A 21,394-nucleotide genomic window follows, 5' to 3' on the forward strand; every position below is an offset into this window, starting at 1 on the left:
CTCACGCCGAACGGGGAGGAAGCGGCGGCACCTTGCCTTCCTTCAATTCCTGGGCGAACACCGTCTGCAGGCGGTTGAGGAAAGCTTCGGTAGTGATCCGGTTGAGCCAAACCTGCTCGATCCCTTCCATGACATAGACGTTGGCGGCATTCGGCCAGAACGTCCAGGTCGTGAAGCCATACCGCCCCTTGCTGAACGCCTCTTGCAGGCTGACGATGGTCTTTTCGAACAGGGGATAGCCGATGCCTTGCAACAGATCGGGCGGCAGGTCCTTGATCGGCAATGCCCATTTGCCGGGCCAGTCGCGATTCATGTCCTGGTAGAACTTCCGCGACAGCATGAACTCGAACACCGCCGCCGCACCTTCCGCATTCGGTGAGGTCTTTGCGATCGAAAGGGTGGCGCCGCATGCCAGATGCAACAACGGCTCGGTCACCCTGTCGCTCAGACCGGGGATCGGAACCACGTCCATCACGGTATCCGGTTTGGACATGCCGTAGGACTTGGTGCCAAACGACCATGTGCCGTTCCACGCCATGGCCGCTTTGCCGTTCACCACTTGCAGAAAACTCTGTTCATTGGTGAGCGAGAAGTAGTTCTTTCCGAAGTAACCCTTGTTGTACCAGGCCTTGGAGAGATCGACAGCCTCGACAAAAGGCGGCGCGGTCCAGGGCAGTTCACCGCCGAGCGCCTTGCGCACGTTGTCGGGTCCCGCGACGTTGTTGAAGAAAACCGTCATCAGCCATTCATTGACACCCTTCCAGTCGGCATTGCCGTTGCTGAACGGAGTGATGCCCTTGGCAAGAGCGGCATCTGCGACCTGCTCGAACTCCGCACGGTTGGTCGGAACCTTCCACCCGTTCTGGCTGAACAACTGTTTGTTGTAAAACAGGTGCATCGATTCGTAGTCGCGCGGCAGCGCATAGAGCTTGTCGCTATAGACGCCGGTGTTGAGCAACGTGGGCAGGAAACGCTCCTTCCATTTGTACCTCGCCGCAAAATCGTCGAGCGGCAGCAGGTGGCCCGCATTGGCGATGCCTGTGAGGTAGGACGGGCCCGATGTTTGAACGATGTCGGGCCCGTTGCCGGCAAGCAGCGCGACCTTGAGGAGATTGTTGACCGCCGCGCCCTTTACCTCGAGCTGAAGCAGATATTTGTCCTGCGAGGCGTTAAAGGCGTCGACGAGGTTGCTGTGCAGCGCCGCCTGGCCGTCGGAATTGGCCTGCGCAAACCAGAAGGTCACGACCTTGCGTCCGTCCTGCGCCACGGCACGTGCGCGCGGCAGGCTCGCCACAACGGCCGCGGCTGGTATGGCAGCAACGATTTGGCGTCGGGTGACTGGCATGGCGCTTCCCCTTCCCTGCGGACAGCTGAACATGACTGTTGATATTACTTTGGTAATACGTATAACTAGTTTCCATGAGAGCGTCAACACGAACACTGGGCGGACGCAGCGCGCGCGCAGGACTGCGCCCGACACAAAAGGACATTGCGCTCGCCGCCGGCGTGTCGCAGGCGGCCGTGTCGCTCGTGCTCAACAAGGCCGAAACGCCGTCCGTTCCCGACACGACTCGGGCGCGCATCCTCAAAGTCGCCCGCGCAATGGGCTACCAGCCAAACCATCCCGCGCGCATGTTGCGCCGTGCCCGGACCATGGCGCTCGCCTGCGTGGTGCCCGACATCACCAACCCATTCTATCCGGGCCTCGTCCGGGGCGTGCAATCAATTGCGGCCCCGACCGGCTACGATGTGCTGATGTTCAATACTGACGGCCGCGAAGATGGCGAGGTCCGCGCCGTCAACTGGCTGCTGCAGGGACGCGCGGATGGCGTGGTAGGCACTTTCTTTCATCTCCCCGTTCCGAAGCTGGCGGCCCTCGCCGGACAAGGCGTTCCGATCGTGCGTCTGGAGAGCCAGCACAAGGCAGGCGGCGATTTGCCGATCGACAGCGTCTATATCGATAACGCCGAAGCATCGGCAGCCATGACGCGATACCTGATAGAGCGCGGACACCGTCGCATCGCCATGATCCTCGCCGAAGTCGGGCCGAGCCGGCAGCGAGCGCTGGGTTACGCCTCGGTCATGCGGGCTGCCGGACTCCGTCCCGACGTAGTGACGGACAGCCGGTATTCGGAAGAATCGGGCGCGCGTGCCATGAGCGAGATCCTCGCAAGAGGGCAAGAGCGACCCACAGCGATATTTGGCGCCAACGACATGCTCGCGGTCGGTGCGATGGTTTTCGCGCGTAGCGCAGGCCTGTCGGTTCCCGGCGACATCGCGATCGCCGGATTCGACGACATCCCCGCGGCGAAGCTGCTTGGCCTGACCACCGTCCGCCAGCCGGAGTTCGATCTGGGCGCGCTCGCCGCGCGCACACTGGTCGAACGGCTTCAGCCCGGCGGGTTGAAGCTGCACGGCCAAAGCCTCGAACTGAAATTCGAAATCATGAAGCGTTCGTCGGCTTGAACGGGCGGACAAGGGAGCCAGGCGTGCCAGCCATACCAAGCGACTATGCCGAGCGCGTCTATGCGGGCGTACTCGGGAAGCTGATTGGCGTCTATCTGGGGCGTCCGTTCGAGGGCTGGACCTATGAACGTATCATGCAGGAGCTCGGTCCGATCAACTTCTACGTGAACGAGCGGCGCGACGTCGCGCTGCGCTCACACCATCTCGTCGTGACCGACGACGATATTTCCGGCACCTTCGCGTTCCCACGCGCGCTCGCCGATTGCGGCTTTCCCGCACGCATCAGCTCAGAGCAAATCGGAAACGGCTGGCTGAACTATATCGTCGAGGATCGCTCGGTCCTGTGGTGGGGCGGCCTGGGCAATTCGACCGAACACACCGCCTATCTGCGGCTCAAGTCCGGCATCCCGGCGCCGCAGAGCGGCTCGATCGAACTCAACGGCAAGACCGTGGCCGAGCAGATCGGGGCTCAAATCTTCATTGATGGCTGGGCGATGGCGAGCCCCGGCAACCCCGAACAGGCCGCCTACCTCGCGGAGCAGGCAGGCCGTGTCAGTCACGATGGCGAATCCGTCCATGCGGCCAAATTGCTTGCAGCGATTGAGGCGCAGGCCTTTGTCGAAGTGGACATCCAGAAACTGCTGGATGTCGGTCTTGGATTTGTTCCCGAGGACTGCCTTGTCCGCCGCGTGGTCGAGGATGTTCGCGAATGGCATGCGGGCGACAACAGGAATGATTGGGAGAGGACTCGGGCGCTGATCGCAGAGCGCTATGGCTACGACAAGTTCAAGGGCAACTGCCACGTCATTCCCAACCACGCCCTGATCATCCTGGCGACGCTCTATGGCGCCGACAATTTCCAGAGCGCCATGCGCATCGCCAACACGGCAGGCTGGGATACCGATTGCAATGCCGGCAACGTCGGATGCCTGTTCGGCATCAGGAGAGGGCTTGCCGGCATCGATGCAGGCCCCGATTTTCGCAAGCCGATCGCGGACCGGATGTATATTTCGACGGCCGATGGCGGCGCGTCGATCACCGATGCCGTCATCGAGGCAAATGCATTGATTCAAGCCGGTCATATTCTCGCGGGATCGAAAGCGCCCGCTCCGGTCAAGAATGGAGCGCGGTTCAATTTCGAATTTCCCGGCAGTTTGCAGGGATTTTCCGTAACGTCCAGCGGACCGGCTTTTCTTCACGACGTTGAGATCGGCAACGTGGAAGGTCACAGCCGGGACGGCCGTCGCAGCCTTGCGATCGGCTTTCGGTGTCTGTCGCAGGGCCGGGTCGCGCGCGTTGCCACGCCGACGTTTTTCGACAAGGACGTCTTCACGATGCCGATCTATCAGCTTCTGGCGTGTCCGACCCTGTACTCGGGGCAGCACGTCGAATGCAGGGTTGAGGCCGAACCGGGCGCAAAGGACGTTTCGGTGCGTCTTTTTGCGAGCGTGTACAACGAGCGTGACGAGCTTGGCTATATCCATGGCGAGCGCCAGCCGTTGGCGCCAGGTGGCGAAACCATCCTGGCCTGGCGCGTTCCGGATAGCGGCGGCTATCCGATTTTTGAAATCGGCCTCGAACTTGAAACACAGGACTCGTTCGGAATCGATGGCAAGGCCTACCTCGATTATCTGACTTGGGCGGGCGCGCCCGAGGTCGAGCTTCGTCGGCCGGACAACAATCAGAGCACGATGTGGAAGCATGCCTGGGTGAATAATGTCAGCCAGTTTGAGACCCGTTGGGAGGGACTGCGCGTCGCCAACGGCGAAGGCATCGGTTTCATTTCGCAGGGCACACGGGACTGGCGCGACTACCGCGTCAGGTCAGAGATCACGCCGCTGCTCGCCAGATCGTGGGGCCTTGCTGCCCGGGTGCAGGGACGCGAACGCTACTATGCGCTGATGTTCGAGGCGGTCGATGGCGGTCGGGTCAAGCTCGTCAAGCGCGATCACGACGAGACCATCTTGGCCACGGATCGCTTCGGATGGGAGTTGGACCGGCCCTACGCCGTGGAATTGCGACTGCGCGGCACGGAGATCCAGGCCCTCATCGACGGCAAGGAGATGTTCCTGGTGCGCGATGAAGACGGACAGCCGCTGCGTGGCGGAGCGATCGGACTCGTCGTCGATACGGGATCGATCGCCACCCAGGCGGTTCACGTTTCTCCAATATGAGGGATTGCAATGTTGACCGCCACGGCCAGCCGGTTTGAAGCCCACGTTCTGGCGTGCCTGGTGTTTGGCGTGATCGGCGACGCAACGGGAACGCCAACCGAGAATCTCGAGCCTGCCGAGATCGAACAGCGCTTCGGCTGGGTGGATTGGTTCGAGGGTGACGGAACCGATGACACGATCATGCGGGACCTGGTCGCCTCCGCGCTGATCCGCACCGGTGGCTATGCCGACGCGGACCATTGGGCCGAGGAATGGCGCGATAGGCACGATGCGATCTTCGGCGGCAAGGTCGGGCGCTTTTTTCCGTCCGTTCTGCACGCGGCCGCCAAGCTGCGCCACGGCTACGCGCCGCGCACCATTGCGGCGGGCACGATGCCGAGTTCGAGCTCGGCCATGGCGATCGCCCCCGTCGGCATCGTTAATGCCGGCAACCCGAGGGCCGCGGCTGCGCAGGCAATGGAAATCGCAAGCCTGATCCATGTGACGGATGTCGCATTCTGTCAGGATGGCGCGGCGGCGGTTGCTGCCGCCGTCGCGGAAGCGCTGATACCGGAAGCCACTGTTGATTCGGTGCTGAAGGTTTCGATAGCGCATTTAAAGCCGTGGAGTGGCGGGGAGATGCGGTCTCTGATCACGGCGGCGCTGGAACTTGCCGATGAAGCCGGCGACTACAAGGCGTTCCGCGATCGCTATCACCTCAAATTCCGGCAACGGATTGCCTGCGACAGCCGCGAAACGGTGCCGGCATCGCTCGCGATTGTCCGCCTCGCGCGGGGCGATCCGAGGCTTGCCGCCTGTCTCGGCGCTAATTTCGGGCGTGACGCCGATACCATCGCGTGCATCGCGGCTGGCATCTGCGGCGCGCTGAGTGGCATTTCGGCCGAGAATACGGAGCTGGTCATGCGCTTGCCGATCGAAGCGCAGCGTGCCCAGGCGGATCTGGCCTCGCGACTGACGGCCGTGACGCGCAGCAAAATGGAGAGCGAGTTGAAAGCAATAGCGCGCTGTCCGATCGGCGCGCGGTGACCGCACCGTACCTCATATCTCAGACAAAGGTGAAGGTCCTTGAGCAGCACACAACCAGGCTCGCGCGAACGTAATGCTGCAGGCAGCGATCTGAGGGACTTCAAGCCGGAAATGATGTGGACAGCCATAAAACACGACTTTCTGAACAGGTATCCGCGGTCTCTCTGGTGCATTCGTCGAGTTCGAAAATACCGGGTCATCCACTCATCCGGCAAAGCAAGGCGTGTGGACACATCACGCGAGGGCTTCATCCGGTCGGAAGACGGCGCGACCATCGTTTACCCTCTTCGAAGCGCGCGGTATCAATTCTAATATTATGGTGTACTCTGAATGCATGCATGTCGATGGTCGACCTGCATTGAGACAACTTTTGGGATGATGGAGGGTAACATGGCCAAGAAAGCGAAGAAGGCAAAGAAGACAGCCAAGAAGACGGCCAAGTCGAAAAAGAAGTAATCGTTCGACGAAACCTCATTGCAATCAGATTGCGTCTGAGGTCCATTCTTCGCCGCACGGATCGGCGGCAGCCTTCGTCGCAGAATATCCGCGCAACGAACAGTCTGACCGGACCTTTATGCAGATGGCTGCTGCATAAAGGTCCGGTTTTTCATTGAGGCTTGACCAAGGAGTCGTCGCAGGGCTGCCTAGCGCACATGGCAATTTAGGCCAACGACCGCTTTGCGGCCAGAAGGGGTCGTTGTGGACTGTAAGCGCAAAAGGGGATCCTCACCGTCCGTCGCAGATTCTCGCTACGAGAAGTCAGACGCTGGCAGAAGTCCAGCATGCCGCCAAACACGAAGTCGAGGCTAGCGTCATCGTGCGCTCTTTGCAGGCCCCTCGCAGCATGTGGTGCTACTCGCTTCCCCACCTCGGATGCCCAGCGGCGCCCAGATCAGAAGCACGATCATTCCGACGGCGTGCAGCACCCCAACGGCGGCGATCGCGCCATAAAGGCTTCCGGTTTTGACGGTCAGCCAGCCAACAAATGCCGGGCACGCGGCACCACCGAACGAGCCGATGGCACTGATCAGGGCTATTGTGAATAAGCGCCCGAGAGTGCCCCCTCCACCGCAAATTGGATCAATAGCTTAACGTGCCCATCGGCGTCGGGACCCCGCGCCGATTCACAGGTGCCAAGCCGCGCGATGGCGGGCAGCGCTGCGATATTTCGAGTCTCCGCGCCGCGCGCCATCGGTCATGCCCAATCCTGCGGCGTTTCCTGCGAGATGGTGGGCACATCTGTCGCCCGTTCCAAAGCGAATGCCTCCTTTCCCTTTGCGGCCCAGAGCGCTCGCGCCTGTTCGCCTTGATTGCTTTTGAGCTTGTCTGCCATCCAGAGCAGCGCGCCGAGGATGATGGCGCGATCATCGCCAGTCAGGTCCACCACACGAGCCTTGACGACGAGGCCGCCCAGTTCGATCAGGTGCCGCGTGCGCTTGCGGCGCTCGACTTGCCAGGCGCGCATATCATGCCGCGCCCTTGCTGCCTGTTGACGGCTGCGTGCCGCCCGGTTGCGCCCGAGCGCCGCCAGTGTGGCGCTCAGCTGCCGGCGCAGTTCGCCGCGCCCGGCTCTGAAAGAACGCGGTTCCTCGCCTGGCCCACGCCTCCCTCTTTCCAGCATCTTTGGTCTCAGTCAGCATGATCAGCGCGCCTGCCAGTTCATCGACGTTGAGGCTATCTGCCCCGGTGGCGATGACCAGTTCGCCGAGCTGCTGCACCTTGCGGCTCTTGAGGTCTCGCGCCTTGTCCTGAAGCGCTTTCAGTTCCCCGTCGAAATCTCGCGGCTTACGCATCACGTTCTCCAGCAATGTTAATGAGGGGATGATAGTTGAGCCCTGGGCATAATGCTGTAAGGTCGCCGGGACGGCCTGGGATGCGGTAGTCCCGCCCGAGAATTTTTCGAGGGAGGGCGCGCTTATACGTCGTTCCGACGTGCGCTTGACCGTGCCACTGATCTGATCGCGATGGCGATCTATCATCTTCACGTCAAGGTCATTGGCCGCAAGTCTGGCTCCAGCGCGGTGGCGTCAGCTGCCTACCGCTCGGGCTCGCGGCTGCGCGACGAGCGGCTTGATCGCAGCCACGATTTTTCCGCCAAGCGCAGTGTCATCCATTCCGAGGTGCTGCTGCCGGAGAATGCACCGGAAGCATGGAGCGACCGTGAACGGCTCTGGAACGATGTCGAGGCGTTCGAGGTCAGAAAAGACGCGCAGCTTGCCCGCGAGGTCGAGTTCGCCCTTCCGCGCGAGATGACGCAAGCACAGGGCATTGAACTCGCCCGCGACTTCGCGCAGGCGGAGTTCGTAGGTTTGGGCATGGTCGCCGATCTCAACGTGCATTGGGACATCGCCGAAGACGGCCTGGCCAAACCCCACGCCCACGTCATGCTCACCATGCGCGCGGTGGACGAGAACGGTTTTGGTCCGAAGGTGCGGGACTGGAACCGCACCGAGATGGTCGAGCGCTGGCGCGAACGCTGGGCCGAGCTTGTCAACGAGCGCCTGGCGGAACTCGACATCGACGCGCGGATCGACCATCGCAGTCTGGAAGCGCAGGGTATCGCGCTGGAGCCGCAGAGCCAGATCGGCGCGCCCGCCAAACGTATCGAGGTTCGGGGCATCGAGGGCGAGAGGATCGAGGCCAACCGCGCGGAGATGCACCGCGAGATCGCACGCGGCAACGGCGCACGGATCATCGCCGATCCATCGCTTGGGCTGGACGCGATCACGCATCAGCAATCGACGTTCACGCGCCGCGACATGGCTGTCTTCGTGCACCGGCACAGCGATGGGATCGATCAGTTCAACGCGGTCATGGGCGCGATGCGCAGTGCGCCCGATCTGGTCGAACTCGGCAAGGACGCTCGCGGCGAAGATCGCTTCACGACCCGCGCCATGATCGAGGCGGAACAGCGCCTGCACCGCGCCGCCAAACTCATCGCAGAACGGCAACGCCATGACGTCTATGACAGGGACAGAGAAGCCGCCGTGGCGCGCGCCGTACAGCGCGGCCTTGTCCTTTCCGGCGAGCAGGCCGATGCGCTGGCGCATGTCACGGATGGGCGCGATCTCGGCATCGTGGTCGGCCATGCCGGAACGGGAAAGAGCGCGATGCTGGGCGTGGCGCGGGAGGCCTGGGAAGCGGCGGGCTACGAGGTCCGGGGCACGGCGCTGTCCGGCATCGCCGCCGAAAACCTCGAAAGCGGATCGGGCATCGCGTCATGCACCATCGCCAGCATGGAGTATGGTTGGCAACAGGGCCGCGACCTGCTCACGACCCGCGATGTGCTGGTGATCGACGAGGCGGGCATGGTCGGCACACGGCAGTTGGAACGCGTGATGTCCCATGCTGCCGAAGCTGGCGCAAAGGTTGTCCTGGTCGGCGATCCGCAGCAATTGCAATCAATAGAGGCGGGCGCGGGGTTCCGTTCGATCCATGAGCGCCATGGCGGCGCGGAAATCGGCGAGGTGCGCCGCCAGCGTCAGGAGTGGCAGCGGGACGCCACGCGTGATCTCGCCAATCGCCGAACCGGCAACGCGCTGGAAGCCTACCGCTCCCACGGCATGGTGCATGAGGCCCCAACACGCGAGCAGGCGCGCGGTGATCTGATCGACCGCTGGGATCACGACCGGCAAACGTCGCCCGACGGGAGCCGCATCATCCTCACCCATACCAATGACGAGGTGCGGGCCCTCAACGAGGCTGCGCGGATGCGGATGCGTGTCGCCGGTGATCTGGGCAGTGAGGTGCATGTGACGGTCGAGCGCGGCGAGCGCGGCTTCGCCAGCGGGGATCGCGTCATGTTTCTGCAAAACGAACGAGGCCTTGGCGTAAAGAACGGCACGCTCGGCACCATCGAACAGGTGAACGCGCGGTCCATGATTGTGCGCGTCGACGATGGCCGATCCGTTGGCTTCGACCTCAGGGATTACAATCGGATCGACCACGGTTATGCGGCGACGATTCACAAGGCGCAGGGCATGACTGTGGACCGCATCCATGTGCTGGCGACGCCGGGCATGGATGCCCATAGCAGCTATGTCGCCCTGTCGCGACACCGGGATGGCTTGGCGCTGCATTACGGCCGCGACGATTTTGCCAATCCGGACCGCCTCACCCGAACCTTGTCGCGTGACCGGGCCAAGGACATGGCCTCCGACTACGAGCAGCGCGATCCGGCGCAAGTCTATGCCGAGCGGCGCGGGATCACCTTCGGCGAGCGCGTTGCCGAGATCCTGCGCAGGGTCGTGCCCGAGAGGGTGCGCAACATGTTCGATGGCCTGCGCCCGTCTGCCGAAGCTGTGCCTGGCACGGACAGCGCGCGGAGGCCGGAACGGGAAGCGTCGGAAAGGAAGACGGCGGAGGACCCGGAAGCGGCGCTGCGTAAAGCCCGCACCAAGGCCCTCACCCGCCATGCCCGAGCCGTGGATGCGATCTTCGAGATGCAGGAGCGGGGCGGCAAGGCCAGCCCGGCGCAGGTAAAGGAATTGCAGGAGGCCCGCAAGGTCTTCGAGGAGGTGCGGCCCTACGGTTCGCAGGACGCCGAAGCCGCCTACAAGAAGAAGCCGGAACTTGTCCGCGAGGCGGCTGGCGGCCAGGTCAACCGCGCCATCCGCGCTCTCCAACTCGAAACCGAGCTGCGGACCGATCCAAGCCGCCGCGCCGACCGTTTCGTGGAGCGCTGGCAGAAGCTCGACCAGGCCAGTCAGCGCCAGTATGAGGCGGGCGACATCTCCGGCTACAAGGCGACGCGCTCGGCGATGGGCAACATGGCGAAAATCCTCGAACGCGATCCGCAACTGGAATCCATCCTCGCCAACCGCAAGCAGGAACTTGGCATCGCATTTGAATCAGGCCGCCGACTCGGCCAGGAATTGGCCTTCACTCACGGCATCGACATTGGCAGAGGCCGGGGCATCGGAATTTGACCCATCCGATTTACCGCCGACTCTTCGCCAAAGTACGGCGACGTGTAGAACCCGCTTGCGTGCCCTTGAATGCCTGCCCTGTCTGGTCTCAGAAGCCGTCAGAAACAGCCAGCAGGAGGCGGCGCGGCTATGCGCGAACCAGACCGTATCATTCGCTTGAGAACCGTTCTTTCCCGGACCGGGCTGTCCCGGTCCACCATCTACCGCAAGATCGCCGAGGGCACGTTCCCGGCTCAGCTCAAAATCAGCACCAACGGGACTGGGTGGCATGAATCCGACATCAACCGCTGGGTCGCCGATCCCGTCTCATGGCGTCCGCGCGAGTTCGATGAGATCTTGTGAGGTCGGTGGTTGCCTGCCTTCGGCCAGACCATCCGGCGGCATGTCCTTTTGCTGCTGACAGCAGTGAACCGGACCGGCCTCAGGCCGTAAAGGCTGGCGCTGTCGCGCCCCCGCTTCGCGGCTTCGGCCTTGACGGCCTGATGCCGCCCCGGTTTGGGCTCTCCAAGCAGACAAAGGCGGATTAGGGGCGCACAGCGCTCCCAATCCGGACTGCTATACCTGTACCAACCATGTGCTTGGCACTGGCTGCGACAACGCCCGCACCGTGGACCGCAAGGCTCTGGAAAGCCGCGTGCTGACCGGGCTGCGCGAGCATGATGACGCCGGAGATCGCCGCCGAGGCCATGCGCACCTATACGCAGGAAACCAATCGGCTCAACCGCCAGCGCCGAAGCTCATCGGAATCCACCCGCCCAAGCTTGCCTAAGCCGCGAAAGCCCATCGCGGAGATCGTGCTCGTCATCGAGCAACGCGGATGGCACCGCGCCCTGTCCGACCGGCTGACCGAGCTTGAGGCCAAACAGGACAGTCTCACCGCCCACTGAGAGGACGCCATAGCGTAGCGTAGCGCAGACTTGGGCTGTTCATTTAAGCCAAGGCGCGTGACACAATGCGTACCATGGCTCACCCTCGCACATCCCATGACCACGTTTCGACGAACAAGGCAGTGTCGAGTGTGGACGACGATAAGAGCACCGGAGTTGATCCGATCGACCCTTCGGCCCTCGGCTTCACGAAAGTAGCGTACGCGGTCGGCGAGACACTTGAGTTGCTCAGTATCGGCCGCACTGCGCTGTACGCAGCGGTCAAACGAGGTGACCTCAAACGCGTCAAGTTCGGCAAGAAGACGTTGTTTTACGCTGCCGACCTTGCCGCGTTTATGGCACGGCTTCGGCACCTGAGCGAATCGGATGAGAGCCAGGTCGATCACGGGCATCGCTAGATATTTGCGCCGAAATGCAAGATTGACCTACAGCTCGCCGTGGCATCGACAATCGAGCTGCTCGTGCCGGACCAACTTCAAAAAATACTTTTCCGACTGATAGCGATCGAGCTGCCTTCGTAGTTCGATCGGACGCGATGGACGACCTGAGCGCCGCTGGCGACTGCGCGTAGGGGCGGCGGACCGATCTTCTTCCCCTTGGCAACTTTGTTGGTATCTTTGTTGGTACTCGTTGAATCAACATTTTGCTAAGACCAGGAAACCCCTCAAGAAAAGTAGCTTCATATGGCCGCTGCCGGGCCCACCAGCCTTCGCTCGCGAAGCGAGTGAGGCTGCCGCGCCGAAGCCCCACTTGGGCGAAGGCGGGCGCGGCCCGCGAGCTACGGCTCGGCAAGCCACCCTGCGATCATCTCCGGAAGGCAGCTGCAAGGTGAACGACGCCCCTCCCAACCAAAATACCAGCCTTCGCTCGCGAAGCGAGTGAGGCTGCCGCGCCGAAGCCCCACTTGGGCGAAGGCGGGCGCGGCCCGCGAGCTACGGCTCGGCAAGCCACCCTGCGATCATCTCCGGAAGGCAGCTGCAAGGTGAACGACGCCCCTCCCAACCAAAATATCGAAAACAACCCCATGCAAAGTAGCCACGCGGTCGATGCCTCGAGCGATCCGGCGAAAACATTTTGACACGTCGGGCAAATCAGCGGCACTATTCCATCGTCGCTTGTTGCTCTGCTTCAGCGAACCATCAAGCTACCGCTCCATATTCGGATCTTACGATGGCCTTTCCAATCGATCGTAGCTACGACGGGCTTTATCGCAAGAAAAGGCCGAAGCAGCGTGTTTGTGCTGCCAATGAACGGCCGCTCGCAAGTGTCCGCTTTGCTCGCACGAGGTCACCGTTTGACCCGAAGCCGACGTAAAGCGAGCCCGTACGTGCTCGAATGGCTGCCATCGTAACCAGAGGCGCGACTGGCGTAACTACAAGACCAGCAGCAATCCAGAAAATAGCAACATGGTGAGGATGATCCGCCGGAACGACGCTTCATTGACACGGCGGAAAGCGAAAATCCCCAGCGCCGCGCCGGCAAGCAGTGCCGGAATACTGGCGACGAACTTTACCAAGACCTTCGAAGACAAATCATTTTGTAACAACATCAGCACGAGCGCGAAAATCTGCATGGCAGCAATGAAAGGCTGAACCAGCCCGCGCTGCTCAGTTTTTGGCACGCCGTGGATGTCACACCATATGGTCGGTATTGCACCCGGCATTGCCGTCAACCCGCCGACAAAGCCGCCGCCGAAGCCGATTAGTGCATTGCGTCCCACATTCATCTGCAGGCGGTGAGAAAGCACCGGCCGGAATAACGTGTAGACTGCATAACAGGCGATGGCGAGACCAAAGCTCTCCCTGAAGATCCGCGCGTCTGCAGCTTGCAGCAACCAGACGGCGATCGGGACGCCAAGCAATCCGCCGACGATCAATACCGAGCTCTGCTTCCAGCGGATACTTTTTCTCAACGCCCAAAGATTCGTGGCCTGCACGGTGATGCTGCAGGCCATCATCAGCGGGACCGCCTCCAGTGGTGGGAGAACGTGAAGGAGAATCGCGCCGGCCACCGCCGAAAAGGCAAAGCCCGCGAGGCCCGAGACGAAGGCGCCGCAAAACACGGCGATACTGAGCAGGCAAAACGACGCCATGTCGCCCATGAGCGAACCCTCCCGGTGGATAATATCCTGGAATAACAGCTTGGCGATTAGTCGCCGGACGACAGTCCGGGCGACTCGGGCGCTGCCCCGGCGTCGCTCTGGCGGGCGGAGGTCAATATCGTGGCCGCAAGGATGTGCAGAATGACAAAGCAGATGGCGATCGTTGCCAGCAGCCTATTCTCGCCCGGTGCCGAAATCTGACGTTTGCGTTCGGACGACGTTTCACTGAGCGACATCGTCACGTCCTCCAACATCTGACCGAGAGTCAAACTGGTGCCACCTATCGTCGATCAGGCGACGATACTGTCGAAGGGTGCGCCCTGCCTGCAGCCGTCGCGAATAGTGCAACGCTTGAAGGAGGCGCCCAAACGAGCCTTCCTTTCGAGAAGACCTCTCGGAGGCAGCAAACAAATTCGCTGAAAATGATGCATCACTCCTGGTTGAAGCTCTGCTGTCAAACAATGGTACGAACGATGCCGCGATCGACTGAAACATCTTGTGAAACAACAACCCATAGAACACGCGAGTGAGGCGCCGTGCCTTTTCTTCCATGCGCATGACACGAACACCGTATGTGAGTGACTGGATGCGGCTGGAAGTATCGAACGGGACGCCGGGCCACGCTTTAACGCGAGCTTAACTTGTCCTTATCGTTTCCTTGATTCTTGAAGGATGTCCTTGATTTCGGGCCCGCGTGCCGGTTGAATATCCACCTCACCGCTGCTGCGAAGGCATTGTTTTGCTGTATTTATTTGACGATTTCGTTCTCGACACCGACCAGCGGGAATTGCGCCGTGACGGATCTCCGATTCCGTTGCAGCCTCAGGTTTTCGACCTCCTCGCGTATCTGATCCGCCACCGAGCCCGGGTGGTGACCAAGGACGATCTGATCGGTGCAATTTGGGGCGGTCGCATCGTCTCGGAGTCATCGCTCACGACCCGCATCAACGCAGCCCGCACGGGAATAGGCGATTCCGGCGAGGCGCAGCGACTAATCAAGACCTTGCCGCGCAAAGGCGTGCGCTTTATCGGCGCGGTGCGCGAAGCAGCCAAGGAGGTCGAGAGCGCGGTCGCACCTCCGAAGGTCGAGATATCCAGCCTGGTGGGCCGGACAGCCCCCTTCGAGACGATCGACCGGATGACGCGGCACGCATTGTCCGGTCAACGGCAAATGGCCTTTGTCACGGGAGAAGCCGGGATCGGCAAGACGGCCTTCATCGCCAAGGCGATCGAGCGATTGACGGAACAGGGCTTCGACCTGCTCTATGGACGCTGCACCGAACGGTTTGGAACGGACGAAGTCTTCCTGCCACTCATCGATGCGCTGGTGAACCGTTATCGGGCGAACGGCCCGGAACTGATTTCGGCCGTTCGCGCGCACGCGCCCACCTGGATATTGCAATTGCCAGGTGCCATCGACGCATCGGAACGCGCGGCTTTCCAGGATGAGGTGTTCGGTGCGACGCGCGAGCGGATGCTGCGGGAGTTTTGCGATCTTCTGGAAGCGCTGAGCGCCGGCCGCCCGTGGGTCCTCGTTCTCGAAGATCTGCATTGGAGCGACTTCGCGACGCTTGACGTGGTGTCTCGCTTCGCGCGCGCGAACGGCAAGGCGCGCGTGCTGGCCCTTTGCTCCTATCGTCCAGCCGACAGCGCCGCGGACGGGCATCCGATCCGTCGCCTGCATCGTGATCTCGAGATTCATGGATGTTGCAGCGAATTGCGCCTCGATCGATTGTCGCACTCGGAGGTCGAGCGCTATCTCGCATTGCGCTTCGACGACGCGGAATTGGCCTCGAGCCTGTCAAAGCCGGTATTCGAGCGGACGCTGGGGCACCCTCTGTTCGTTGCCTCGCTGCTCAAACACCTCATCGACCAGGAGTCGATCGTCGAAATGGACGGCCGATGGCGCCTGTCTTCGCAGGCGGCATTTGCTCAAGATCGCATTCCAGACAGCCTCTTGAACATGATCGGCCATGAACTCGACCGCCTCACCGACAACGAACGACGTCTGCTCGATGTCGCCAGCGTTGCCGGCGAAGATTTTTCTGCGGCTCTCGTTGCAGCCGGCCTGTCCGATGATGCGATCGACGTTGAAAGGGACATCGAAGCATTGATCCGGAAGGATCATATCCTTGTTCGTTCGGGGGTTTCCGAGTGGCCCGATGGAACATATTCGGGCTCCTACGCTTTCCGTCACATTCTCTATCAGAATATCATTTACCAGAATCTGCCGCCGGGACACCGCGCACAAACGCACAAGCGCCTGGGCAAGAGGCTGGAGGAGGCCCATGCCGGCCGCACTCCTGAAATAGCGCCCGTGCTCGCACTTCACTTTGAGCAGGGTCGCGAATTTCCGAACGCGTTGCGCTACCTCCGGGAAGCGGCAGAGAGCTCGACGAAACGCCTCGGCCATGCGGAGGCCGCAAGCTATCTCACCCGCGCGCTTGGCATACTTGATCGTTTCGATGCTGCCGACGAATTCTCAGCTCGCGTCGCTCTTCTGCGGCAGCGAAGCTGGGCTCTTCGCTCGTGCGGCGACCTCGTCGGCTCCATCCGCGATCTGCGAGACATGATTGCGTGCGCCGAACAGGCGGGCGAGATCAAGCAACAGCTCAACGGCCTCACGGCTGTGAGCAGTCTCTGCTTGCGCGTGGATCGCCACGCCTGCCTTGAGGCCGCTGAAGACGTACTGTCGCGAAGCCAGGCGCTTGCCGACGACACATTCAAGGCTCTGATCCAGGGCAGCAGCGCGAGCGTCAACCTTTTCCTCAATGGCTGGCGCCAACAGGACGCCACGCTCTGCGACAGGGCGATCGAGCTGAGTGCGAGTGCCACGAACTATGGCATCTTGATCAGACGCAATGGAATATCCGGTATCGTTGATTGCTGGAGGTCGCGGTACCAGGAGTGCCGCCGCGCGGGCACGGAAGGAAAGCGATTGGCGCGTTTGGCTGGCGACGTCTACACTTTTGTTCTGTTCAACGTTCTTGAATCAATCGCGCTCATCCATCTGGGCGAATGGCGCGAATTGCGACGTGAAATCACGGCTGGCCTGGAACTGGCCGTCAGGAACGCGAACGGCCCCAGCAGCGCATTGTGCCGGCTGACGCTTGCGTGGTTGCACGTCGAAGCGATGGATTTTGATGGAGCCCGGGAGCTCTGCGAAAGCGTCGACGATAGTCTGCTGGTCGGCGATCAGTCGACCTATTTCCACAAGCGGGCCGTCCTTGCGAAGGCCTATGTCGGCCTGAACGATCCGTCGGGAGCTCGCAGGCAATTTGACGATATTGAGCGCCGCAGGCATGAAGAAGGCATCGACATCGAATTTACCGCCGCGACGCAGGTGTATCATTGCCTCGGCGAATATTACTTGCAGGTTGACGACTTTACGCAGGCTCAAAGCTGTGCGCGCCAGCTCCACGACTATGTGGCATCGGCTCCAGATCTCAATCACCTGGCCCAGGCCCACGGACTGCTCGCGCGTACGGCGCTTGGCTTGGGTGATTCAGCGGAGGCTCAGTTGCACCTGTCCCGCGCGCTGGAGATCGTCGACAATGCCGACTTCCCGATCGCTTCCTGGCGGGTGTACCGCACGGCCGCCGAGATCTTCGCGAAGTACGGAGACATCGACAGGGCCGCGACGTATCGCTTGCGATTTGTCGAGACCGTCCGAAGGCTCGCGCAAAATTTCGAACCCGAGGATTGCCTGCACAAGAGCTTGCTCGCTGTGTTGGCAACGCGAACAGCGCAACTGGAAGCGATGACCTCGCTGCCTTCGCGGCCCGCTTAGCCGACGGGGCTTGCCACACGCGTTTGGGACTGACGTCCTCGATACCGGCCAGCGGGGCTGTGCGTCGCATTGGAGTACCGCCAAAGCGAACGCCGGCTTCGCATTCAAAGTGCACACGCATCATCCGCACTTGACGTCTGCTTTTGGGCCCAAGGCGAACCTCGATGAACCAAGGATTGTCCGCGTTGATCCGGAAGCGGAATTCTTAAGCACAAAGCCTCGGGTAATCGACCTCCAGATGAACCGCACCAGTTTCGCACCAGAAACGCTCCAACCAAAGCGCAACGAGCGCCATCGAATTCAAACGAAAAGACAACAAAATCAACGAACTTGTTCGATATTCCGCCGCTCATAACGGTCTGGTTGCAGGTTCGAGTCCTGCCGGGCCCACCAGCCTTCGCTCGCTTCGCGAGCTTCGGCTCGGCAAGCCTGTGCCGAGAGCACTCAGCGAAGCGAGCCAAGGCCGTCGCGCCGAAGCTCGCAGGGCGAAGGCGGACCCGTGCCGGTCTCTCGCTCTCAACCAAAATATCGAAAACAACCCCATGCACAGTAGAAATGGCGATCGCCGGCAGCTATGCCGGCGAAGCCGCGGCATTTGACACGTCGGGCAAATCAGTGGGACGAATCTATCGTCCCGCGTGGTCATGGTCCCCATGGCCTCTAAGCTAGGGCGTCACGTCCGATCGGGCTACGGCTTTTCCACTCGGTCGCAGAATCGACGGCCCTGTCGCACCAAACAGCCGAACAGCGATTTGCGCTTCCATCGTCGATCTGCCTATCAACGGTCGACCGTGTTACGCATGGGTCCGTGTTGTGCCCACCTTCAGACATTGCCGATGAAATATTCCGGCAATCAGGTGAAATGATTTCCTCGAAGACAGCCGCCGCAAGGTGTCATTCTTCGTCCATCGACGGAGTCATGAGCCAAAATAACTGACAACAATGGCCGGGAGATCGGATCAGCCTCCCCAGCGGAGCGCTGCGGTGTGCACCGGCGCATCCCATAACTCCTTTGCCTGGTCGTCGAGCACGGATACCGTGATCGAGGCGCCGGCCATGTCGAGTGATGTCACGTAGGACCCGGTCAGGAAACGTGTCACCTTGAGCCCCGCACCGTCCAGAATTCGCCTGGCACTGTTGACCATCAGATAGAGTTCGATCAGCGGCGTTGCGCCGAACCCGTTGACAAGCAGCAGCACTTCACTGCCCGGCTTCGGCGCAAGATCCTTGAGGATTGCCTCGCCCAGCTCTGCCGCAATCGCATCGGCGGGAACGAGCGCGACCCTGCGCCGGCCGGGCTCGCCATGAATACCGACCCCCATTTCCATTTCATTGTCGGCCAGCGTGAAATTCGGCCGTCCCGCCGCCGGCACAGTGCACGGCATGAGCGCCACGCCCATCGAGCGGGTGCGCTGGTTGACGTCGTCGCCGAGCGCCTTGAGAGCCGCCAACGCCATTCCGGTCTCGGACGCCGCGCCGACCATCTTTTCCACGATTAGCGTCCCCGCGACACCGCGGCGACCAGTCGTGTAGGTCGACTTCTCGACCGCTACGTCGTCGTTCGTCACCACGCTCGCCACTTCCCGGCCGGCCATCTCGGCAGCCATGGCGAAGTTCATCACATCGCCTTCGTAGTTCTTGACGATGAAGAGAGCGCCCGCACCGGTATCGACGGCCTCGGCGGCCTCGACCATCTGGTCCGGCGTCGGCGAGGTGAAGACCTGGCCGGGGCAGGCGGCATCGAGCATACCGCGGCCGACAAACCCCGCATGCAGCGGTTCATGCCCCGAACCGCCGCCTGAAATCAGTGCGACCTTGCCCGGCTTCAACGACCGGCGGCGCACGAATTTGCGCTCGGCACCAAGCAGCAGGATATCCGCATGCGCGGCCGCAAAGCCGTCAAGACTTTCTTCGAGTACCGTATCGGCGCCGTTGATCAGCTTTTTCATAACGCCCTCCCGATGGTTTATTTGCGGTTCGAATCAGTCCGTCAGCCGACGCTCTCGGCATAGCGCGCGAGCTGCGCCGCAAAATCGATCACGAGTTGTTCGAGCGCACGGTTCTTCTTGTCGTCGCCGAGGTCAGGCACCGTCACCGCGATGGTACGCGTGCGCGCCTCACGATGGGGTGCTCGCAGCCGGCCAGGATGCGCGCGTCCGTAGGCTTGCAGGAAGGCCGCACGCTCGGTACCGGACAAATGGCAGATTTCGAAAATGATCGCGACATGCTTCGCCGGAATCGGCACCAGATAGGCCGGATTGGTAATCTGGGTCACGAAAGAGCGGTTCTTGCCCAGCGCCGCCGCAAGCTTGAGCCTGGTCCCGGACGGCCGGTTGTCGAGCACCCGGCGCAGGATGGCTTTGTAGTCGGCAACATTGCTGTCGCCAGGTGCCCGGGCGTCTTCGGCTGTTTCGTCCGTCATGAACCTACCTTTGCGATCGCCGCCTTGAGCCGCGCTACGGTCACCGGCGCCACCGAAAGGGTCGTCAAGCCGGTCGCCAGCAGCGCCGTAGTCAAGCGGGTGTCGGCCGCGGCGTCGCCGCACAGCGAGACCTCGACATCGCGCTTGCGGGCGGCCTCAACGGTGCGGGCAATCAGCGCCAGCACCGCCGGATGGCTCGCGTCGTTGAGGTCGGCGACCGCACCGATATCGCGCGCCGCCGCCATCGTGTATTGGGTCAGGTCGTTCGAACCAATCGAATAGAACGCGGCCCCGAAATCCTCGGCGCAGAGTGCCGCCGCCGGAACCTCGATCATGATGCCGAGCGGTGGGCGAGCGCAGGCGACCCCTTTCGCCTGGAGTGCGGCGACCTCCTCGTCGAGCATCGCGCCGGCGCGATCGAGTTCCGAGGGGACGGCGATCATCGGCAGCATTACTTTCAGCACCCCGTGCACGGCCGCACGCGCCAATGCCCGCAATTGCACGCGAAACACTTCCGGCCGCGCCAGCGAGAGGCGAATGCCGCGAAGGCCGAGAAACGGATTGCTCTCACCATCGATGGTCACACCGGCAATTGGCTTGTCGCCGCCGGCATCGAGGGTGCGGATCGTCACCGGCCTTCCCCTGGCCCAGTCGAGAATGCGCCGATAGAAGTCGTATTGCGTGTCCTCGTCCGGCAAGCCATGGCATGCCTCAAACAAAAATTCGGTGCGCACGAGGCCGATGCCGTCGCATATCTCGGGATCGAGGCCCGCAAGGTCTTCAGGGGCGGCGATGTTGAGCAGAACCGCGATGCGCCGGCCGTCGGCGGTGCAGGCCGGCGCAACGCGGCCGATCTCGGCGGCGGCTTGCGCGGCGTTCGCGGTCGCCATGCGCTGCTCGAACAGGCGGCGCGTCTCCGGCTCGGGATCGAAGATCACGGTGCCGGAATCGCCATCGACCAGCGCCAGCGCCGGCGGGTGACCGTTCCACGGTAACGGGCCGAGTCCAACCACCATGGGTGCACCCCGCGCGCGCGCCAACATCGCAACATGCGAGGAAGGCGAGCCCCCGGCCAGCGCGATGGCGCCGCCCCGCGTCCAGTCGGCGGCAAGAAAGGCGGAAGGCGTGATGTCGTCGGCCGCAACGATCGCGCCACCGGCAATCCTGGCGACGGTGTCCACGCCGCTCAGATGCGCGAGCACGCGGTCGCGGATGTCGATGATATCCGCGGCACGGGCACGGAAGTATTCATCTTCAGCGCTGCGATAGCCATCGATCTCTGTATCGAGTGCCAAGCGCCAGGCATGGTCGGCCGTGATCCCCACCGAGATGACCTCATATGCCGCAACCGCCAGCGCATCATCTTCAAGCATGGCGACCTGGAATTCCAGAATGTCGGCCACCTCGCCCTGAATCGTCTTGATCTGCTCGGCGATCTCCGCCCTCGCGCCTTCAATCGCCGCCCGCAGTGCCGCCGCCTCCTGCGCGGGATCGTCGCTCGCCGTTCGCCTGGCCACAGCCGCAGTCAGCATGGTGACCGGTCCGATCGCGAGACCCGGCGAGGCAGCACGACCGATGAGATGAATCTCTGCCACCGCGA

At 62.0% G+C, this 21,394-nt stretch carries 16 protein-coding genes and 1 pseudogene; 9 read left to right on the forward strand and 8 right to left on the reverse strand.

Features of this window, described 5'->3' with window-relative positions; genetic code table 11:
• Position 1: 1 nt before the first annotated feature.
• Positions 2–1,345 carry an ABC transporter substrate-binding protein gene (locus V1283_RS29255; RefSeq protein WP_334390073.1) on the reverse strand — a complete coding sequence of 448 codons (1,344 nt, stop codon included), beginning with the start codon at positions 1,343–1,345 and terminating at the stop codon, positions 2–4.
• Positions 1,346–1,419: 74 nt separating this feature from the next.
• Between V1283_RS29255 and V1283_RS29260 the strand changes: the two genes are divergently transcribed.
• Genes V1283_RS29260 through V1283_RS29270 form a run of 3 tightly spaced genes read left to right on the forward strand, consistent with a single transcriptional unit; the run spans position 1,420 to position 5,666 of the window.
• Positions 1,420–2,466 (forward strand): LacI family DNA-binding transcriptional regulator, encoded by a 1,047-nt coding sequence (locus tag V1283_RS29260; RefSeq protein WP_334390074.1) that lies wholly within the window; start codon positions 1,420–1,422, stop codon positions 2,464–2,466.
• A 23-nt stretch (positions 2,467–2,489) separates the two neighbouring features.
• Positions 2,490–4,640, forward strand: coding sequence for an ADP-ribosylglycohydrolase family protein (locus tag V1283_RS29265; RefSeq protein ID WP_334390075.1), 2,151 nt, complete (start codon positions 2,490–2,492; stop codon positions 4,638–4,640).
• A 9-nt stretch (positions 4,641–4,649) separates the two neighbouring features.
• Positions 4,650–5,666 carry an ADP-ribosylglycohydrolase family protein gene (locus V1283_RS29270; RefSeq protein ID WP_334390076.1) on the forward strand — a complete coding sequence of 339 codons (1,017 nt, stop codon included), beginning with the start codon at positions 4,650–4,652 and terminating at the stop codon, positions 5,664–5,666.
• A 1,195-nt stretch (positions 5,667–6,861) separates the two neighbouring features.
• Here the strand turns inward: V1283_RS29270 and V1283_RS29275 are convergent.
• Positions 6,862–7,131: a conjugal transfer protein TraD gene (locus V1283_RS29275; RefSeq protein WP_334390077.1), complete on the reverse strand. Its 270-nt coding sequence runs from the start codon at positions 7,129–7,131 to the stop codon at positions 6,862–6,864.
• Between the two features lies 1 nt (position 7,132).
• Positions 7,133–7,459 (reverse strand): conjugal transfer protein TraD, encoded by a 327-nt coding sequence (locus tag V1283_RS29280; protein WP_334393222.1) that lies wholly within the window; start codon positions 7,457–7,459, stop codon positions 7,133–7,135.
• A 171-nt stretch (positions 7,460–7,630) separates the two neighbouring features.
• Here V1283_RS29280 and traA point away from each other — a divergent pair, with 171 nt between their 5' ends.
• From traA to V1283_RS29300, 4 genes are all read left to right on the forward strand, one after another.
• Positions 7,631–10,594, forward strand: a complete 2,964-nt coding sequence (gene traA / locus V1283_RS29285; protein WP_334390078.1) for a Ti-type conjugative transfer relaxase TraA — start codon at positions 7,631–7,633, stop codon at positions 10,592–10,594.
• A gap of 129 nt (positions 10,595–10,723) precedes the next feature.
• Positions 10,724–10,936: a helix-turn-helix transcriptional regulator gene (locus V1283_RS29290; RefSeq protein ID WP_334390079.1), complete on the forward strand. Its 213-nt coding sequence runs from the start codon at positions 10,724–10,726 to the stop codon at positions 10,934–10,936.
• A 317-nt stretch (positions 10,937–11,253) separates the two neighbouring features.
• Complete coding sequence (locus V1283_RS29295; RefSeq protein ID WP_334390081.1) at positions 11,254–11,481, forward strand: hypothetical protein; 228 nt, start codon at positions 11,254–11,256, stop codon at positions 11,479–11,481.
• Positions 11,482–11,612: 131 nt separating this feature from the next.
• Positions 11,613–11,879 (forward strand): helix-turn-helix domain-containing protein, encoded by a 267-nt coding sequence (locus V1283_RS29300; protein WP_334390082.1) that lies wholly within the window; start codon positions 11,613–11,615, stop codon positions 11,877–11,879.
• Positions 11,880–12,853: 974 nt separating this feature from the next.
• Here the strand turns inward: V1283_RS29300 and V1283_RS29305 are convergent.
• Positions 12,854–13,582 carry a sulfite exporter TauE/SafE family protein gene (locus V1283_RS29305; RefSeq protein WP_334390083.1) on the reverse strand — a complete coding sequence of 243 codons (729 nt, stop codon included), beginning with the start codon at positions 13,580–13,582 and terminating at the stop codon, positions 12,854–12,856.
• Positions 13,583–13,629: 47 nt separating this feature from the next.
• Positions 13,630–13,818, reverse strand: a complete 189-nt coding sequence (locus V1283_RS29310; protein WP_334390084.1) for a hypothetical protein — start codon at positions 13,816–13,818, stop codon at positions 13,630–13,632.
• 458 nt (positions 13,819–14,276) lie between these two features.
• Between V1283_RS29310 and V1283_RS44820 the strand changes: the two are divergent.
• Together V1283_RS44820 and V1283_RS29325 are read left to right on the forward strand one after the other, a co-directional pair.
• Positions 14,277–15,125 (forward strand): annotated as a pseudogene (locus V1283_RS44820) (AAA family ATPase); the annotation flags it as partial.
• Between the two features lie 414 nt (positions 15,126–15,539).
• On the forward strand, positions 15,540–17,372 hold the full coding sequence (locus V1283_RS29325) for a tetratricopeptide repeat protein (RefSeq protein WP_334393416.1): 1,833 nt from the start codon (positions 15,540–15,542) through the stop codon (positions 17,370–17,372).
• A gap of 959 nt (positions 17,373–18,331) precedes the next feature.
• On the opposite strand, the gene dhaK is transcribed toward V1283_RS29325, so the two are convergent.
• Genes dhaK through ptsP form a run of 3 tightly spaced genes read right to left on the reverse strand, consistent with a single transcriptional unit; the run spans position 18,332 to position 21,389 of the window.
• A complete protein-coding gene (gene dhaK / locus V1283_RS29330; protein ID WP_334390085.1) occupies positions 18,332–19,321 on the reverse strand; it encodes a dihydroxyacetone kinase subunit DhaK in 990 nt (329 codons plus the stop codon).
• 41 nt (positions 19,322–19,362) lie between these two features.
• Positions 19,363–19,794, reverse strand: coding sequence for a hypothetical protein (locus tag V1283_RS29335; RefSeq protein ID WP_334390086.1), 432 nt, complete (start codon positions 19,792–19,794; stop codon positions 19,363–19,365).
• Positions 19,791–21,389, reverse strand: coding sequence for a phosphoenolpyruvate--protein phosphotransferase (gene ptsP, locus V1283_RS29340; protein WP_334390087.1), 1,599 nt, complete (start codon positions 21,387–21,389; stop codon positions 19,791–19,793). Before ptsP ends, V1283_RS29335 begins: the two co-directional genes overlap by 4 nt.
• Positions 21,390–21,394 lie beyond the last annotated feature (5 nt).

The sequence above is a fragment of the Bradyrhizobium sp. AZCC 2262 genome, assembly GCF_036924535.1.
Classification (GTDB): Bacteria; Pseudomonadota; Alphaproteobacteria; order Rhizobiales; family Xanthobacteraceae; genus Bradyrhizobium.

Coding starts and splice junctions, on each gene's coding strand:
- V1283_RS29275 (WP_334390077.1), bottom strand. CDS start 7,131: ATGCGCGCCTGGCAAGTCGAGCGCCGCAAGCGCACGCGGCACCTGATC.
- traA (WP_334390078.1), top strand. CDS start 7,631: ATGGCGATCTATCATCTTCACGTCAAGGTCATTGGCCGCAAGTCTGGC.
- V1283_RS29295 (WP_334390081.1), top strand. CDS start 11,254: ATGACGCCGGAGATCGCCGCCGAGGCCATGCGCACCTATACGCAGGAA.
- V1283_RS29260 (WP_334390074.1), top strand. CDS start 1,420: ATGAGAGCGTCAACACGAACACTGGGCGGACGCAGCGCGCGCGCAGGA.
- V1283_RS29335 (WP_334390086.1), bottom strand. CDS start 19,794: ATGACGGACGAAACAGCCGAAGACGCCCGGGCACCTGGCGACAGCAAT.
- V1283_RS29270 (WP_334390076.1), top strand. CDS start 4,650: ATGTTGACCGCCACGGCCAGCCGGTTTGAAGCCCACGTTCTGGCGTGC.
- dhaK (WP_334390085.1), bottom strand. CDS start 19,321: ATGAAAAAGCTGATCAACGGCGCCGATACGGTACTCGAAGAAAGTCTT.
- V1283_RS29255 (WP_334390073.1), bottom strand. CDS start 1,345: ATGCCAGTCACCCGACGCCAAATCGTTGCTGCCATACCAGCCGCGGCC.
- V1283_RS29305 (WP_334390083.1), bottom strand. CDS start 13,582: ATGGGCGACATGGCGTCGTTTTGCCTGCTCAGTATCGCCGTGTTTTGC.
- V1283_RS29280 (WP_334393222.1), bottom strand. CDS start 7,459: ATGCGTAAGCCGCGAGATTTCGACGGGGAACTGAAAGCGCTTCAGGAC.
- V1283_RS29290 (WP_334390079.1), top strand. CDS start 10,724: ATGCGCGAACCAGACCGTATCATTCGCTTGAGAACCGTTCTTTCCCGG.
- V1283_RS29310 (WP_334390084.1), bottom strand. CDS start 13,818: ATGTCGCTCAGTGAAACGTCGTCCGAACGCAAACGTCAGATTTCGGCA.